This window comes from Desulfosporosinus burensis (genome assembly GCF_054657535.1).
Map to the genome: position 1 here is coordinate 38,972 of NZ_BAAHYN010000005.1, position 18,094 is coordinate 57,065.

Below are 18,094 nucleotides of genomic sequence, written 5' to 3' on the forward strand. Positions count from 1 at the left end.
CTCCCTTCTATCGAGTCATGATCTCCTCATAGACCTTTAAGGTTTTCTGGGCATTGTATTCCCAAGTAAATTGGCGACTGACCAAATCTTTGCCACGAGTTCCCATCCCCTTGGCTTGGCTTGGATTCCTAAGGAATTCCCGGATTGCCTCAGTAAGAGCCGAAATATCCCTTGGCGGAACAGCCTTGCCCACTGATTCTTGGGCAAGGACCTCTGAGATCCCTTCTCCAGTAGTGCCAATAATCGGCTTGCCGTGAGCCATCGCCTCTAAATATACGACCCCAAAGGCTTCGTTCCAACTCGGCAAGATAAAGACTTCACACTGGGCCATTTCCTGCATGGCCTCATGATGGGGCAGACTTCCCAAGAACACGACATGGCTGTGTAATCCTAATTCCTTAGTTAGAGCTATCAGTTCAGCCCGTTCTGACCCGTCTCCCACAATTCGGTATTCTAAGTCTGGGAATTCGCGAATCAGTTCTGGCAGTGCCTTTATGACCACAGCATGCCCTTTATCCGGGCGCAGGAACCCGACCGTAAGCAGACGACGTCGTGACGTCCTTAGTCCCTGCTCTAACCCCTGCTCCGAATAGGTTCCTTGAAGTTCTGATCCCTGCAGATCTAGACCCTGCAGTTCTAATGGCTGAACCACGTCTTGTAAATCCACGCCATTATAGATAATTCTATATTTCTCAAGTTGCTCCGCCCAAGTTTCTAGTGCATATTGGCTTCTGAGTTTTTGGCTGACTAGGATAACTGCCGCTGCGCCTTTGAGCGTTGTTCGGACACTCTTAGCACAAGTTCGACTTCGTTTCAAGGTGTACGCGAAATCTTGACCATGGATTGTAACGACCACTGGGATATTAAACTTCAATCCGAAGCTCAGAGCCGCAGCACCATCGGGGTGAGCGACATGGGCATGAATAATATCCACGCCTCGTCCGATTTGGTCCGTAAAAACTCTTTGTAGCCCATAAGCATAAGTCTGGGGGTAGTACTCAAAAAATAGAGATCTGGGGAATTCTAGAACACGGGGGTGGAATACTGGGAATCCATCGGGTTGCTCCTCAAAGGGAACCCATGGATAACCTCCCCATTTTCCTCGTCCAGCCATGAATGTTGGCATCCAAGGCACTGGAGCTACAACGTTCACTTCTACCCCAAGACGCGCCAAAGCTCTAGCCTGCTGGCGAACAAAAATTCCACCTAGTGGGCTAACTGAATTTGGGTACATGTGAGAAAGCATTAAAACGCGCATCTTAATGATCCGCCTTTGTAAGGATTCGCTGATAGAGTTCTAAGAGTTTGCTTTGTTCTTTTTCCCAAGTATATTCCCGGTGAAAAGCATCCCAACCCTTTTGCCCGAAGTCCAAGGCTTTTTGGGGGTCCTCTAAGAAGGTACAAATATCCTTAGCTAAACTTTCCGGATCTCCAGGTTTTGTTAATAAACCGCATTGGTTCTTGTCAATAATCTCTTCGATATAGCCAAAGCGTGAGCCAATCACGGGAAGACCTGCTGCCATATACTCAAGCAGTTTAACAGGGATTGCCTTTTGATAATTAAGAGTGGGAAGTAAAGGAACAAGAGCAATAGAACTTTGGGCCAAGATTTCAGGAACCTGCTCATAGGGAACTTTACCCCTCAATCTTACATTTCCCTGTTTCAACCAAGGATTGAGATCCGAAAATTCCGGACCTAAATCCGCAGAATCTACAGGACCAACAAGTTCACAAATTGCTTTAGGATGTTTTTCTCTCACACTTGTCATAGCACGTAAGATGACTTCCAGACCCCGCTCTCGGTTAATTCCCCCGAGATATAAGATGACCGGTGGTTTTACGTTTACAGGACGCGGAAAATCAAACTGACGCTGAAGCGGATAGTTATGTAGGATCTCTCCTTCAGGGTTAACTCGCTGGAAAAGCTCAGCCATGTGGCTATTAACTGTAATGACCGCGGCAAAGGATCGTGCCGACCATTTTTCGAACTGATCCACAGCCTGCGCCACAAGCTTTCTGAATGGCTTAGGCACCCAATAACGCGTCAGAAGACTATCCCCATAATATTCATGGACATCATAAACAACCGGCTTCCGATGCTTACGACTAAGCCTTAAGGCCACAGGAATTAAATCTGGATCATGAAAATGATAGATGTCAGCCTTTTCCTGAAGCGCGAGCTTGTAGAGAGCTTTCAGACGCCAAATTCGATCCATCCGAGAGGAAAGAGGAGGCACTGCCTGAATGCGAACGCCTTCCTTTTGTTCGGATTTCTCATAAGGGGCTATAACGACAACTTCGTAGCCCGCTTCGACTAAACTTTTGGCTTCCTTATGAAAAATGCGCTCATCATAGGGAGAATGTGCTGTCGTTAAGATACAGACTTTCAATCTCTTTCCTCTTCTGTTCTGTAGATTATGCCCATAAATAGAGCAACCAGAGTCATCAATTGCAGGTTATAGAAGGCCCCTGCCGTAATATTATAGACAAATATCGCCAGTGTTGATGCTACAAAGGCAATGGCCAGTAGGATTTTATTTTCCTTTATCCCTGGCTCAAATCCGTAAAAATTAAAGGATCTTATCTTCCTCAGGGCTGCTTTAACAGGTCGGAGAAATAACCAGAGATATATAGCTAAACCGATAACCCCATAGCGTCGGGTCACCAAAGCATATTCATTATCTACAAGCGTGGTCATCGTATCCTTAGCTGTACCCCAACCTAAGATAGGGGATTGCTTGATAAATTCAATGGCATCTCCCGCTCTCATGAGGTGCCCTTGGGCCGAGGTACTCTTTTCAAGATTGGTTGCCTCATTCATTCGAGACACAAAGTCCCTGGGAGAGGTGAAAAACAAGGTTAACGTGAGGAGCAGTAATACTAGGATTTTAAAGAGGACACCCTTTTTCCAGTTGAATTTAAACGTGGCCCAGACACTTAGAAAGACGAGTACCGTTGCCGTCGCTAAGAGAGCTGTTCGAGAAATGGTCATAAAGGTTAGTTTCAAGGTTAAGCCAATCGCCAAAAAAAGAATCACTGACTGGAGGCGCTCATTTCTCCGGAAATAAAACCAGGTCACAAATAATGTCATCGTCAGAACTGACGTAATGCCCATAACATTCGGGTTATCAAACGTTCCTAAAACGCGAGGTGGATTAGCATTCACAAGGTTATCCAAGTGGGCCTGGGCAAAGAAAGGGGTTAGCCACTCATTGACATTGGCCAGATTCAGAAATTGCCCCCACGAAAGTAACAGTATAAAACCCAACCCTACGAGAAACGTGTTGCGGAGGGCCTCGAATTCAGCGCCTTGTAACCTCAGGGAAACTGCTAGCGTAATTATCAAATAATACTTGAGGAGTGTAACCCCTTCCATGACATCCCGTATGCCGAAGGACCCGTTTAAGAACAGCACGGCATAAAGATTCGAAATTATGATAGACGCTAAGAATAGTAAAAATACTATAGTTACTGTTCTTATACCACTTCTCTCTCCCTCATGCTCCGACCCATAATCATACGAGTAATTACTGGTACGACGTGTTAAGCGCAAGAGCAGATTGACAGCAAATGCCCCAAAGATTAGCGCATCATCCAAACGAACACGCGGCAAACTCGGACGGACTTCTAGCGAGGGAAGAAGCATAGCGGATAACATTATCCCGATAAGGAGATATAATTTATTGATGTTCGCACGAGTAATCCCTGTGTTCCAAAACATTTGTTACCTCCTTAGCTGTTAACCTTTAATGATGTTGGCAATCTCATATTGTTGTTCAAGGCTCAATTCCGGATAACATGGTATCGCAAGTGCTTGTTCACACGCTTTTTCCGTTACTGGGAAATCCCCTACTTTATATCCCAGGTCCCGAAAAGCCTTTTGTAAGTGGAGAGGCACGGGATAATAGATAGCATTGGCTACTCCACCAGACTTCAGGCGCTCCATAAGAGCACTACGCTCTTCGGTACGGAGGACATATAAATGATAGATAGGCAATGCTTGCGGATCTCGACCCGGTATCTGAATCCCTGTGTCGGCAAGAAGTTCATCATAGAGCTTGGCCCTTTCTCGGCGTCCTTCATTCCAAACGTCTAAATAACGCAGCTTAACTCTTAATATAGCAGCTTGCATCTCATCAAGACGGCTATTGTAGCCAATTTCTTCATGATAGTACTTTGTTTTGCAACCATGAAAACGGAGCATCCGCAGTTGTGAGGCTAAGTCCTTATCATTCGTAACGATCATTCCTGCATCTCCGTAAGCCCCTAAATTTTTAGTAGGGAAAAAACTGAAGGTTGCAGCATGTCCGATAGAACCCGCTCTTTTGCCCCGATACTCTGCCCCAATCGCTTGAGCAGCGTCTTCAATAACTTTTAGATCGTGACGGGCAGCAATTTCCATGATCCTCTCAACATCTACCATCTGACCGAAAATATGTACCGGAATAATCGCTTTGGTCTGAGAGGTTATTTTCTTCTCCAGCTGAGTTAGGTCCATATTCAGGGTGACTGGATCAATATCTACGAATACGGGAGTGGCTCCAACCTGAGCAATGGTTTCCGCCGAGGCAAAGAACGTAAAGGTCGTGGTGATCACTTCATCCCCAGGGCCAATGCCAAAGGCTTTAAGGGTTAACACTAAAGCATCCGTACCATTAGCCACCGCCACAGCTTCCTGCGTACCACAGTAAGCAGCAATTTCCTTTTCTAAGGCTTTCATTTCCGGACCGAGAATAAAGACCGATGAGTCCAGCACGTTAAGGACGGCCTGATCAATTTCTTCTTTTATCGTTAGGTATTGAGCCTTCAGATCTAAAAGTGGAATACTCATATTAATCTTCCCTTTCTCTACAGATTTATTAGGGGAGGAAGTTTCTTAACATCCTACGGCGATAGGTGTTCGTTGTGGGTCAGCGCCTTTGCAAGTTTGGGGACGGTTCTTGATTTGCTTTCTCGAGTTGTATTCAATCTCACTCACTTTTGGCCTGCGTTCATTTACGCAATCTCTCTGTGCTCTTTAAGACAAGAATCTTCCTGTCTTGCGACTTAGGAAGCGAGGGGACAGTTTTCTTGCTTCCATCGCGAGGAACGAATTTTTCCTGCATGCAAGTTGGGAATCATCCCCAACTTGCATACTTGCAGGACCCACGAACCGCCTCAGTGACCCTATAGTAGCTCCTCTTCAGGAACCTCCCGAACATCTTTGGCTGGGAACCCTTTTAGGACACGTTTTTCTGTGGTGTCTTTGGTAACCAGTGCGCCTGCGGCAACAAAGGTCTCTGGAGCAACTCTCACGCCTGGCAAAAGGATGGCCCCTCCACCGATACGGGCCCCGCGCTGAATTGTCGCACCCTTGATTGATTTGAAACGTTTTTCCGTACGCCCCATATAGTTATCATTGGTCGTTGTAACCATGGGAGCAATAAACACTCGTTCTTCAATCTCCATATAGGCTGTGATATACGAACCCGTCTGGATCTTTGTGAATGAGCCAATTTTTGTATCATTTTCTACTGCCACTCCGCTACCGATGACTACGTTCTGCCCGATCAAACATCTCTCTCGCACCACAGCTCCATCTCCGACAAAGGCCGCGTCCGCATAGCTCGTCCCTGCATAGAGGACGGCAGAACATCCAACCGTGAACCCATTTCCCATCCGAAGAGGAGGCAAGTCCGCCTGAGCTTTGACGGTGCTGGTAGCTGCAGCCTTCGGCAAACGACCGATCGAAGAGTTACTGCCGATAAAGCCGTCCTCTCCAAGCAAGGCCTGAGGGTAAATTGTAGTGTGATCCCCTATGCGGGTCCGAGGGCCAATTTCCGCTCGTTCACCAATACTAACATAGTTTCCCAGCTCACTGCCAGACCCAATCCTAGCGCCGTCGCTAAGGACACAGCCGACGCCCAAGACCACATTTTCTCCGAGCACGACATTTTCTCCGAGCACGCAAAACGGTCCGATCGTTACACTTTCTGGTACGGTTGTACTGGAGGGGATTTGATGATGAGTCATTATCTTTGCTCCTTTCGTGAGAGAGTTGCGTTACAGCCGCTCCGCCCCTACGCTCGCAGACCAAACTAAAGGCAACCCTGCTGATGCAAGTGGCGGGGTTCCGCCAAATTCGACTCCTGTCTCAGTTGGCGCTGGATCCATCCTTGGATCCAGCCCCGCTGATGCAAGTGCAGGTTAGCCTAAGTTTGGTAAGCTGCTCACGTAGAGGGCTCACACTTGCTGTAAAGCAACTCTCTAAGCTGAGATTACGAGACGGACCAAGATTAAGGGTCTCTTCGAAGGTATACTTACAAGTTCTCGTTCTTGTAAGCATTACGTGGATTTTGATTTACAAAAGAGAACGACTTAAGCGAGTAGCTTACCAAACTTCGCGAAAAGCAGGCAGCGGAGACGAGTTGGAAACAAGGATGTTTCCAACCGGCAACTGAGCCAAGGATGGCGAATTGCCGGGAACTCGTCGGAGCGGACGGCTTTGAGCGTTAGTTTGGTCTACGCAGCTTACGGAGTGAACGTTGTAAATCAAAATCCCTCGGCCTCGGATTCCTATCTTACTCTGCCTCCATCGGAAACACAACCGGCTCCTTCGTCTCCTGGCACTTATAAATCGCCAAGATAATCTCTAAAGCCTTCCGTCCTTCTTCTCCTGCTATGGCAGGTTCCCGATCTTCTCGAATTGCATGTATTAAATCTAAAATTAGCTCTCTATGTCCAAAGCCGTACACGTTCGGAGGATCCCCTTCTTGACTTTCGAAGATCTCTTTTTTCTCTTCTACACTGTCCGGGAATTCCCAGACTTCGATTCTATTGACTGCGATTCCGCCGACGATGACGGAACCGGTCTCACCGAAAACATTAAGGGTCTCTTCAATGTTCGTGGGATAGATGGTTGAGGCAGCCTCAATCAGTCCGATGGCGCCGCTCTTAAACTTGATAACAGCTGCTCCCATGTCTTCCATTTCAATTTTGCGCATAAAGGTCGCTGTATATCCAAAAACCGACTCTACTGGACCGAATGTCCACTGTAAAAGATCGATGTTATGGATCGACTGATTCATTAAGACTCCACCATCATGGAGCTTCGTTCCACGCCAAGGTGCTTGGGTATAATAGTTGTCATTACGATTCCAGCGGACGGTAGCTTGTCCATGGGTTAATTTGCCGAAACGGCCATCCTCCACAGCCCTGCGCAGAAGTTTCACCGAATCATTAAAACGATTCTGATGAATAACACCGAGTTTAACACCGGCTTTGCGGCAGGCAGCAATCATGGCGTCAGCGGTTTTCAGGGTCATGGCCATGGGCTTTTCGACTAAAACATGCTTCCCTGCTTCAGCCGCAGCAATTCCGATTTCAGCATGGATCCCACTTGAAGTAGCGATGGTGACGACATCAATATCTGCGTTCTTTAACATTTCCATATAATCGGTATAGGGCTCTGCTCCGTATTTATCGGCAAAGTTTTGGGCAAGCTCTGGTACTATATCGCAAACTGCAACAAGTTCTGCTTCAGGAATTGCCAATATGGATTCCGCATGTTTTGGGGCAATCCGCCCGCACCCAATGATTGCAAACCGCATTTTCTTTTCTCCATTCATCAATTCAAACCACTCTTTTCTTTGATTTAGATTTGTAGTTCACTATTTAGATTTCCCAATTAGTTATGGATTTCCTCACGCCGCAATTTGATTTCTGTTCGACAAGTATAGGTTTAAGGGGAATCTGCCGATTCCCCTTAAACCTGAGTTGCTATAGGCTACAATCGCCGACTAATTTGTATTAGATTTTAACGATCTTCTCACGATTTTCCAAGACGCCTTTTGTAGCGTTCCGTGTATCCACCACAAGTTTAGCCTTATCAACAATTCGATCATAATCCACTGTGCTATGGTCGGTCAAGATCAATACACAGTCTGCGTTAGCTAAGACTTCATCCGTCAAAGGCACGCTCTTCATGTGGAGTGTGCTCCCGCCATGCGGCTCAATGACCGGAATAAATGGGTCATGATAGGTAATCTTTGCCCCCTGCTTGCGCAAGAGTTCAATGATTTTCAAAGCGGGTGATTCTCTCATATCGTCAATATCTTTTTTGTAGGCTACACCAAGGACAAAGATTTCCGCATCCTTCAAACTCTTATTGACTTCATTCAAGGCTCGAACCACTTTATTAATCACAAAGTAAGAAACTTCCACATTGATTTCTCCCGCAAGCTCAATGAAGCGGGTATGAAAATCGTATTCACGCGCTTTCCAGGTAAGATAAAACGGATCGATTGGAATACAGTGACCACCTACTCCAGGTCCAGGATAGAACGTCTGAATGCCAAAGGGTTTTGTACCGGCAGCTTCTACGACTTCCCAAATATCGATTCCCATCCGGTCACAAAGCATCATCAATTCGTTGACCATAGCGATGTTTACAGCCCGATAAGTATTTTCAAAGACTTTCGTTAACTCCGCAGCGGCAGGCGAAGAGACGGGCACCACATTCGAGATAGTTTGGATATAAAGTGCATACGCTATCTCTAAGCAGATCGGGGTCATCCCCCCCACTACTTTTGAGGTATTTTTCGTGCTAAAGCGTTTATTTCCTGGATCGACGCGTTCTGGTGAGAAAGCGAGGAAAAAATCCTTGCCGACTTTAAGTCCCTTCTTTTCTAGGGAGGGAAGAATGACTTCCTCCGTGGTCCCGGGATAAGTCGTGCTTTCTAACGTAATCAACTGCCCTGGGCGCAGATATTTAGCAATCACATCTGTCGATGACTGAATGTACGATATATCTGGATCACGGGTGATTGTTAAAGGTGTGGGGACACAAATAATTATTACGTCGCATTCAGTCAGACGAGAGAAATCCGTAGTAGCTACAAAGATACCACTCTGAATAATATCCTTAAGGTCCTCATCCTTGACATCTCCGATATAGTTGTCTGCCGCATTCACTTGGTCAACACGTGCTGAGTTAATGTCAAAACCTATGACTGGAAATCCGACTTTTCCTTTTTCTACAGCCAAAGGAAGCCCGACATACCCTAAACCGATAACCCCTATGCGTGCATCATGCTTTAGAATTTTTTCTTTTAATGTTTTTGCTACAACATCATTGCTAGTTATGACGTTCTTCACGGTCATCATCTTCTTGATTTCCTCCTTATTGGTTGACTACTACTTTGGCCGCCTTTTTACGGAAGTTTGGAATGACAGTCTGTAACAATTCAATGACTTCATCTCGCGTTAGATAACTACCTCGCTCTCGGACTTTATGTGTAAGCTCTTCTAAAAGTTTAACGTTAATATGGTTTGGTTTAGCGACGAAAATCCGACTATGCTTTGTTGAAGTAACCCCTTCTTCAGCGGTCAATAACTCTTCAAAGAGCTTTTCTCCTGGGCGAATCCCTGAAAATTGAATTTTCATATCAACATCGGGTTCGAAGCCCGAGAGTCGAATCAAGTCTTTTGCTAAATCGACGATTTTAACGGGTTTACCCATATCCAGAATGAAAATTTCCCCACCCAAGGCCATAGCCCCTGCCTGAATGACTAATTGAGCAGCTTCTGGAATCGTCATGAAATATCTCACCATATCAGGATGGGTCACAGTAACCGGACCGCCCTGAGCAATTTGTCGCTTAAACGTAGGAATGACACTCCCTCGACTTCCTAGGACATTTCCGAACCGAACTGCCACAAACTTTGTGTTTGAGCGAAGATCCAAGCTTTGGATGATCATTTCTGCCGTTCGTTTGGTTGCCCCCATGACACTTGTGGGGTTGACCGCTTTGTCGGTGGAAATAGAAACAAAGGTTTTTACATTGATTTTATCGGCTGCCTCTGCCAGATTTTGTGTACCGATCACATTATTCTTCATAGCCTCTTCGGGATTTCTTTCCATCAAGGGAACATGCTTGTGGGCTGCAGCGTGGAATACGACGCCAGGCTTGTATCTATTAAAAATCAAGAAGACCTTCTCCCGATCTTTAATATCTAATATTTCTGTTATATAGTCGATTCCAGGGCGTTCAGCACGCAACTCCTGTTCAATATCAAAAATAGTGTTCTCTCCATGTCCTAGTAAGACAAGTTTTCCTGGATTAAACCTAGCAATCTGGCGGCAGATTTCCGAGCCTATCGAGCCTCCTGCACCTGTGATGAACACTGTCTCTCCTGTGACATAGCCCGCTACTTCCTCTAAATCAACAGAAACAGGGTCACGTCCCAGTAAATCCTCCACTTGCACCTGCCGAATCGGATTGACATTGATATCCCCACTGATAATATCATAGACGCCGGGCATGATTTTAAGCTCGACCCCTAACTTTTCACAAATTTGCACAATTTCACGAACAGATTCTCCTGAAGCTGATGGCATGGCAATAATCACTTCATCGACGTTATGCCCTTTTACGATTCGGGCAATATCCTTGCGCGTGCCCAAGACTGGAATTCCAAGCACTTGCAGCTTCTGTTTTGAATGATTATCATCAATAAAAGCGACAGGACGTCCATCCCGATAATTGCGATTTTTTAATTCTCGCGCAGCTAATACCCCGGCATCGCCAGCCCCAACAATAAGTACCTGTTTTTGCGAGCCTGGGACGTGTCGTTCAAAAGCATTTTCCTGTAAGATCCGCCATATAAACCTCGAACCGCCAATTAAAAATACCATGGCTAACCAAAGAAGCAGCGCAGCGGTATGTGGCATCCTAATATAAGAGAGAGTGGCAGCATTCGATAAACCATAAAAATAAACTACCGCCACTGTCCCACCTGTTCCAACGGTCACTGCATAAACAATGGAGAGTAGTTCCCCCGTACTTGCGTACTGCCAAAGACGATTATATAACCCAAAGACGTAGAACACCGCAAGATATAAAATTGTCGCACCAATGGCTGTGTGATAATAGGTTTGGTAATAATCTAAGGGTATACCTTCTTCGAAGCGCAAATAAAAACTGCCGAAGGCTGCCAAGTTGATCAACATAGCATCAATCAGCATTAAGATCATCGTTCGTCTGCGAAATGACAATTAACTCAGCCCCTTCTTGAGTAAACCAGCCAGTAAACTTTATCCGATGGCTAACCGCCACTAAGACTCCCACTTTTGAGGAAAGGGGACACACCTGCTGAAGTAAAAGCTGTTCTTCGGGACAGGAATGTCCCCAACAAAGTGGGAGATAAGTGGCGCTAAGCCCCTGGATAAGTTCAGCTAAACTTCAGGTGGAGTTAACTCCACCTGAAGTAAGTTTCCTATATCGCTCTAAAGTTTACTACAACTAACTTGGTTTTACAACTAGCAACCGTTCACCAACGCTTGCTGGCAGGCTTTGATTTAGGTTCTAAGCGAAGTCTTCTTCTTAGCTTGGTAACCTATAATAAAATAACTATAGGGTAAAAAACTAATCAATCTTACACTTACATAGCTAAATATTAAGGTCATCACGAGCACGATTGGATAGAATATCCAATCGTCATATTGAATATTATGGTTCTTAAGTAGTTTAATCATCGATTGATTAAAAAAGATGTGTATTAAGTATATCCCGAAAGAGTATACCCCTATATTATGTACAAGTTTCGCAAGGACACTCCTTTTCGTTACAAGATCTCTGGCGAGATTATATAAAAACAAAAAGGTAATAACCCTAAAAATTGGATAGATCAGTTCTGCCCCTATAAAGAAATAGGCCGGAATAGTATTATAGCGATACCCTGTTGTCAACCCGATGATGATAAAAAAACTAGCTGCGATGGTTAACGCCAACGATAATGTCAGCAAAAGGGGAGTTAGGCGACTGAATCGACTTTTTAAGAAATCATAATGATCGGATATGTAAATTCCGATTCCAAAATAAAAAATATAACCTATAAAGTTAATCTTAATGACCGTCAAGTAAGGGGTGTATATACCTACCATATACATCGTCTGGATAATCAACAATAAGGTGACCAACAGTTCTGTCTTATCTCTTCGTCCAAAAAAATCATAGACCTTAATGATGATCGGATAGAAAAGATAAAATTGAATAATTATTAGAAAGAACCAAAGATGATAGGATGCATCAGCTTTTAAGAGACTTGTGAATAGAAGCTTGAAATTTGAACTTAGTGAGTTACTCTGTATAACAGCACCTTTATTAAATACTGTATATAATAAAGAAAATAGGATGTATTGTGGAATAACCGATCGTACCCTCTTTTTATAGAACTCTAGCAAAGAAAAGTTATCGCGATATTTCTTCGCTAAAACAAAGCCTGAGATCAAGATAAATAAGGGCACTGCAAACTGGGAGAAGATATCGATCCATAAATTAAGTAACACTAACGTATTAAACTGCGGAACTTCTGTAAAATAACCTGTTGTATGGATAGCAATAACGGCCACAACACCAAATCCTCTGAGATAATTAATTTCCTCAATTGTTTGGGTTGTTGTTTGACTACTCCTACCCTTAATCATGTCAATCCACAATTCCCTTCTTTGCGTTTCAAACTTAATATTCTTTGGGATTCTGTACTAACTATATGTCTGATGCAGGAAGATCCGGGTTGGGGTCAGGGATCTATGCAGACGACTGTCGGAATTTATCAACTTAGAGTAACGTACTTTAGTATTTTTAGTACTTAATCAGTAATTTAGTAGTACTTCTTAGTTGAAAATTCGGGAAACTTCGGTCTAAAACCTTCTTCAACCTCTCCGAGCGCTAAAAATTTTCCGTATGGAACATGTTTTGCTATTATATAAATAAGCAATGGGATAATAATTCCCACTACAAGGAAGCGGATTGGCGTAATTGCGATAAACTGGCGAACTAGATAAACTGACGCTATGTGTAAATACATGATTACCATGGCCGCTCTCCCAAGGCGAACTAGGGAGTTCTTGATAAGTGGCCAGTGAGTAAAAATCATACTAATTTTAATAAGTAATAATGTGAAAACCAGAGGCAGGATTAGATTGGTCCCAAAGTAATAGTATTGTCGATGCTTCATATCTAACCCATAATCAAGGATCTGATGAGAATAAAGATAAATAAAGCCTAATAGAACCATAAAGGATAATCCAAAAATCATATTTCGGAGGAGTAAATTATCCAATATTTGATATTGTTTAATTAAATGACCTAAGGCATAGAAAACAAGAGCATATAATCCAACATCTACATTCCAAGGAACAAAACTATCCACCCAATGGCGGGATTCCCAATAGGCCAATAAAAAGCACCCTACTAAAAATATTCCTTTATAGAACACCGAAGGGACCTTTCGGCATAAATAATCATAGGCTATTTGCACACTAAACAAACATGTTGTGAACCAAAACGTTGCGTAAACACCTTCCAAGAGGCTCCCACCTAATAAAAATGCTTTCCAATGACCCTGTAAAAAATACCCTATCGTTTGACCTTTCCATAGGCCTAAACCCATCATCGTCAGTGTCAAAAGTGTTAAGTAAAAAAGATAAGGAACTAATAAATGTTGTGCTTTTTTCTTGGCATAGGCCAGCGCTGTTTGTTGCGGTTTTAATCGATATAAATAACCACTAATAAAGAAAAACAGTGGCATGTGAAACCAGAACATATAAAATGCATTTTTACTTCCTGAATGCCCCCAAACTACTGACAGAATCCCTAGACCTTTTAAGATATCAACCCATTCAATCCGTTCTGATTTCAAATCATTGACGGCACCCACGATCCAATCCCCCTCTTTCCTCTCTGAACCATAGTATCATACACCATGGTTTTTTACTAAAGGAAACTTGGCTATGACCATCAAGGTACTCTTATCTCGAAAACATTCTTGTTCGAGCAATGGCCAGCGCATAAAAAAAGACTATCTGTCACTTTATTTTTGACGATAGTCCTTTGGAACTTACTGGATTGTGCTCTCACCCGTAATCAACCAGCGGTTATTTTGTTTCACTAGATTAACTCGAACCTGCACGATCTGTTCATGCTCTTCCCCAACTGCTGTTCTATCCGTCAAGTTATAATCTCTTGCCGTGTAACGATAATCGACGCGAAGGGTGGCTGTGTTTTCACCTAAACTTTCCACATCTACTTGATCAAAGTTTATTTCACTGACGTCGATTCCAATACTTTGAACTAAATATTCTTCTGCTCGCCGTGCATGTTTTTCAAACAAATCCCCCGTATAAGCTTTAGCTAGCTTTTGTCGGAAGGTGGCCATATCTGTTGATTTCCAGGCCCCAAAGAAAATTCCAATATTCTGCTTGTAGTCCGTAATGACTTGTTGGGCCAAAAGGGATTCTCCATTATGCGAGCTAGAAGTATCATCTTTTTCTGGTTCGTTCAGATTATTTACTACGTGATTTTCAAATGGACCATCCGTTGGGGTGCTTTGGATTGGAGGGGTTTGAACTGGATTATTTACCACTCCGGAAACTGTTTGTATTTTATCTTCGCCACGCAGTTTAGAGATAAAAGACGTTGGAGAACTCGAATTCGTGATTAAAGATACACCTACTGTCCCGACCAGTATACCAAGACCTAATGCCAAGGCTCCAAATAAGTAATTCATTTTACGCATAAAGACCAAAATCTCCTTCAAATGGATTTTATTACTATTTTTACCAGGCTAAAGAGATCTTAGACATGATCTGTTATATTTATCAGGAATTGAGCGGACAAAAAAGACACAAGGCCTGTCTGATCTAGGCAAGCCTTGTGTGGATATTTAGTTTTATTCAGCCCTTAACTTCAGCGTTCAACCTTGTAAAACAAGGTCACAGTATACTGAGTTTAGTTGCCTATTCAATTCAACCACTATATTCCTAAAGCTTCTATTCTATTAGTCTATTAATATTAACAATCCCTCCCTAAATTTTCTGATCAGCTTGCAAGCAATTTCAATGTTTTATTAAAAGAACTTATTCATTAATAATTTTTATGTTAAATTTAGATTGTTTGAGTCTATGCATTTATCCATTTTCTACTCATAAGCCATCTGCACCTTGGAAACATTCAGCATATTTATTATCGCATAAGCTACTATTACTAAACAATATCTCATTCCTGCTTCAATTGCCTTGTATGTTGCCTGAATTAATTTCGTTTGGTTGCAAATGGCGTCGCTCCGTAGATCTTGGAATTTGCATCATGACGCATAAGCTGGGAATCAAGGTCATGAATTCCTTGATGGAATTGTTCAATCCTCGTTTTATCTTTCGAATCGAAGGCGTCAATTCCACTGTTAAGGAGAATATCGAAGTAAGTAGTAAAGGTCACAGCTTTGGCAGCGCTCGCTTCATTCTTGTACTGCTTGTCCAACAATGCTTTGTGGAATACAATGTACTTTTTAATATCTTGTTCATTCATTTGCGGGCCCGCTGCCGGTCCATAAAGATAACCGTCTACATATTGGTGGATGTTCCATGCAGAACCGAAGACTAACGTTTTAGCATCATTGCTTAAGGCCGCCTCACCGAAGAACATTGTAACCGAAGGTGCCAAATTGATCAGTTTGGTATCCGGTTCGCGATATTTGTTCTTTGATCCGACATCGCCTTGGGGAGGCGCGTTGAGTGTAAGGGGTGCTGTCGGTACTGTAATTGTTTGGGCAACACCCGATGTTGCAGGTGGGGCAGTTCCCTCTGGCAAAACTGTTCCGTTGCTGCCATTAGCGCCATTAACTGCTGGAGTCTGAATGACTAGTTGGTCAGTGATAGCGCTTTGTTGTCTGAAAACCTTCCAGACACTGGGACCATAAACCCCAGCAGCAACAACAGCACCCGCTAGAACTAAAGTTCCCGCTAAGGTCACTATCCTCTTTTTGTCGATTGGTATCATTGGTCTCTTCCCTCCTTCATTCATTATTATGGTACGTTAGTATATTACCAATTATTGGGAGAAAAGGTTGTCGTTTTTGCTGTAGTGCGTAGCCCATTTTCCGTTCTCTATTTTCCTGAAAACTAATAGATAGCTCCTCATCGTTTAAATTCGCGAGGATCAGGCAGCATTATCCAGAATAATTTGCGCTTTAGGCGAATCTAACGAACAATTTGTTATGATGAAAAATTCCCTCTCATTGTTAACAGTCTTAACAATGGAGGGAATTCTTGTTTCCTTTATACAAGGTCAAATTTGCGAACCAGGGTTCGAAGGTAGTTCATAAGTTCCTCTGAAAGATCTTCTCGGCGCAGTGCATAATCAATCGTTGCTTCCACAAAACCCAATTTGTCACCGACGTCATACCGCCGACCTTCAAATTCATAAGCAAGAATTTCCTGATATCGACCAAGCTCCTTAATTCCATCGGTAAGTTGTATCTCCCCACCTTTGCCTGCTGGAAGGACACTTAAAATATTAAAAATCTCAGGATTTAGGATATATCGCCCCATAATAGCTAAGTGTGTCTTGGGAGCATCTTCCGAACGTGGTTTCTCCACCATATCCTTGGAACGATAAAGCCGATCCGCAAATTTTTCGCCGTCCACAATCCCATATTTAGAGATATCCTCGAGCGGAACCTCCTGAACCCCAACGATACTTGCTCCGTAACGTTCGTATTGATTCATCATTTGACGTAGTGCAGGCACTTCGGAGTGGATAACATCATCTCCCAAGAGAACTGCAAACGGTTCATTTCCAATGAACTTCCGAGCGCTATAGATTGCATGTCCCAAACCCAACGCCTCTTTTTGCCTGACGTAATAAATCTCCGCCAACTGAGCGATATCCTGTACCAAATCCAAGAGTTCATCTTTGGCGTTCTTTTCTAAATAGGCTTCTAATTCCATTGAGCGGTCGAAGTGGTCTTCTATAGCCCGCTTGTTCCGCCCTGTAACAATAACTATATCTTCAATTCCAGATTTAATAGCCTCTTCCACTATGTATTGAATGGTTGGTTTATCGACAATAGGCAGCATCTCTTTCGGTTGAGCCTTAGTTGCTGGCAAAAAACGGGTTCCCAGCCCGGCTGCCGGAATTACTGCTTTTCGAATTTTTCGCATCTTTTAACTCTCCTTTGTTTTATTCAATTTTTAAGTTCATTTGCCTCTTAATTATATATAACAGTAAGCCAATTAATTCGTATTGCCTCTGTAAATGTTTTCGACATAGGGGTTTAAATCCCTTCCATTTATTGAAGTAAAATGTAAAATTATTCAAAAGCGAAGGTATCTTACTACCTTCGCCGCTACCCTCAAATAAAATAAAACGCAAGAGCAATATTATCACTTTTGCGTTTTAAATATAGTAATTACTACTTATACCTTATTTTTTTCTTCAGCAGGATTGGCTTTTTCTAAGACTTGATCAACGACTCCATATTCTTTGGCTTCTTCTGCCGTCATATAATAATCCCGTTCAGTATCTTTTTCAATCTTTTCAATAGGCTGCCCAGTTCTTTCCGCGAGGATTCTATTCATCTTCGCTTTGGTCCGCAGCAATTGCCTAGCGTGAATTTCAATCTCAGTCGCTTGTCCAGAGAGACCATGTCCGCCGATTAACGGCTGATGTATCAAGACTTCCGAGTTGGGAAGCGCGACCCGTTTCCCTTTCGCACCGCTCGCCAGCAGAAAAGCACCCATACTGGCCGCCATACCGATGCAAATGGTACGGACATCTGAGCGAATGTACTGCATAGTGTCATAGATAGCCATACCAGCTGTGATCGAACCTCCAGGGCTGTTGATATAAAGATTTATATCCTTTTCGGGATCTTCTGCTTCAAGGAAGAGCATTTGTGCCACGACAAGATTGGACACATCATCATCGATCCCACCACCGAGGAAAATAATTCGGTCTTTTAATAGACGGGAGTATATATCGTAGGAGCGCTCCCCACGATTCGTTTGTTCTACTACCATTGGGACGAGATAACCCATTCACAATTCCCCCTATTCTCTTTTATTCAGATTACTTCAATTTACTTATTATATTCTTGCCGATTAACTTTATTTTAGTACAAAGGTCAGTTAAGGTCAAATGGTTTCTTGAACTTTATTAAAGAAATCTTGGCTGGCCCCCGAAGACACTGTCTTCGCACGTATTAACATTCTATCAGCATTAGCGAAGGCGGCCAGTCGAATGCAACGCCATCCAATACGCATTCAACACTAAAC

Annotated in this window: 14 protein-coding genes; all 14 read right to left on the reverse strand. The window is 43.4% G+C overall.

What is annotated here, in order from left to right:
* Window positions 1-7: 7 nt before the first annotated feature.
* A complete protein-coding gene (locus tag ACYQ3Q_RS09660; RefSeq protein WP_459928361.1) occupies window positions 8-1,258 on the reverse strand; it encodes a glycosyltransferase in 1,251 nt (416 codons plus the stop codon).
* A 1-nt stretch (window position 1,259) separates the two neighbouring features.
* Window positions 1,260-2,390: a glycosyltransferase family 4 protein gene (locus ACYQ3Q_RS09665; RefSeq protein WP_459928362.1), complete on the reverse strand. Its 1,131-nt coding sequence runs from the start codon at window positions 2,388-2,390 to the stop codon at window positions 1,260-1,262.
* Complete coding sequence (locus ACYQ3Q_RS09670; protein WP_459928363.1) at window positions 2,387-3,721, reverse strand: O-antigen ligase family protein; 1,335 nt, start codon at window positions 3,719-3,721, stop codon at window positions 2,387-2,389. Before ACYQ3Q_RS09670 ends, ACYQ3Q_RS09665 begins: the two co-directional genes overlap by 4 nt.
* 18 nt (window positions 3,722-3,739) lie before the next feature.
* Window positions 3,740-4,831 (reverse strand): DegT/DnrJ/EryC1/StrS family aminotransferase, encoded by a 1,092-nt coding sequence (locus ACYQ3Q_RS09675; protein ID WP_459928364.1) that lies wholly within the window; start codon window positions 4,829-4,831, stop codon window positions 3,740-3,742.
* Window positions 4,832-5,166: 335 nt separating this feature from the next.
* Window positions 5,167-6,012 carry an N-acetyltransferase gene (locus tag ACYQ3Q_RS09680; protein ID WP_459928365.1) on the reverse strand — a complete coding sequence of 282 codons (846 nt, stop codon included), beginning with the start codon at window positions 6,010-6,012 and terminating at the stop codon, window positions 5,167-5,169.
* Between the two features lie 548 nt (window positions 6,013-6,560).
* Complete coding sequence (locus ACYQ3Q_RS09685; RefSeq protein WP_459928655.1) at window positions 6,561-7,607, reverse strand: Gfo/Idh/MocA family protein; 1,047 nt, start codon at window positions 7,605-7,607, stop codon at window positions 6,561-6,563.
* Between the two features lie 181 nt (window positions 7,608-7,788).
* Window positions 7,789-9,144 (reverse strand): nucleotide sugar dehydrogenase, encoded by a 1,356-nt coding sequence (locus ACYQ3Q_RS09690; RefSeq protein WP_459928366.1) that lies wholly within the window; start codon window positions 9,142-9,144, stop codon window positions 7,789-7,791.
* A 16-nt stretch (window positions 9,145-9,160) separates the two neighbouring features.
* Window positions 9,161-11,035 carry a polysaccharide biosynthesis protein gene (locus tag ACYQ3Q_RS09695; protein ID WP_459928367.1) on the reverse strand — a complete coding sequence of 625 codons (1,875 nt, stop codon included), beginning with the start codon at window positions 11,033-11,035 and terminating at the stop codon, window positions 9,161-9,163.
* Window positions 11,036-11,338: 303 nt separating this feature from the next.
* Window positions 11,339-12,466 carry an acyltransferase gene (locus ACYQ3Q_RS09700; protein ID WP_459928368.1) on the reverse strand — a complete coding sequence of 376 codons (1,128 nt, stop codon included), beginning with the start codon at window positions 12,464-12,466 and terminating at the stop codon, window positions 11,339-11,341.
* A 176-nt stretch (window positions 12,467-12,642) separates the two neighbouring features.
* Complete coding sequence (locus ACYQ3Q_RS09705) at window positions 12,643-13,701, reverse strand: acyltransferase family protein (RefSeq protein WP_459928369.1); 1,059 nt, start codon at window positions 13,699-13,701, stop codon at window positions 12,643-12,645.
* Between the two features lie 180 nt (window positions 13,702-13,881).
* Window positions 13,882-14,559, reverse strand: coding sequence for a hypothetical protein (locus ACYQ3Q_RS09710; RefSeq protein ID WP_459928370.1), 678 nt, complete (start codon window positions 14,557-14,559; stop codon window positions 13,882-13,884).
* Between the two features lie 515 nt (window positions 14,560-15,074).
* Window positions 15,075-15,818, reverse strand: a complete 744-nt coding sequence (locus ACYQ3Q_RS09715) for a hypothetical protein (protein WP_459928371.1) — start codon at window positions 15,816-15,818, stop codon at window positions 15,075-15,077.
* 278 nt (window positions 15,819-16,096) lie between these two features.
* The gene (gene galU / locus ACYQ3Q_RS09720) at window positions 16,097-16,981 is read right to left on the reverse strand and encodes a UTP--glucose-1-phosphate uridylyltransferase GalU (RefSeq protein ID WP_459928372.1); all 885 of its coding nucleotides are present in this window, start codon (window positions 16,979-16,981) and stop codon (window positions 16,097-16,099) included.
* Window positions 16,982-17,236: 255 nt separating this feature from the next.
* Entirely contained in the window at window positions 17,237-17,857 is a 621-nt protein-coding gene (gene clpP, locus ACYQ3Q_RS09725) for an ATP-dependent Clp endopeptidase proteolytic subunit ClpP (protein ID WP_459928373.1), read from the reverse strand.
* Window positions 17,858-18,094: the final 237 nt, after the last annotated feature.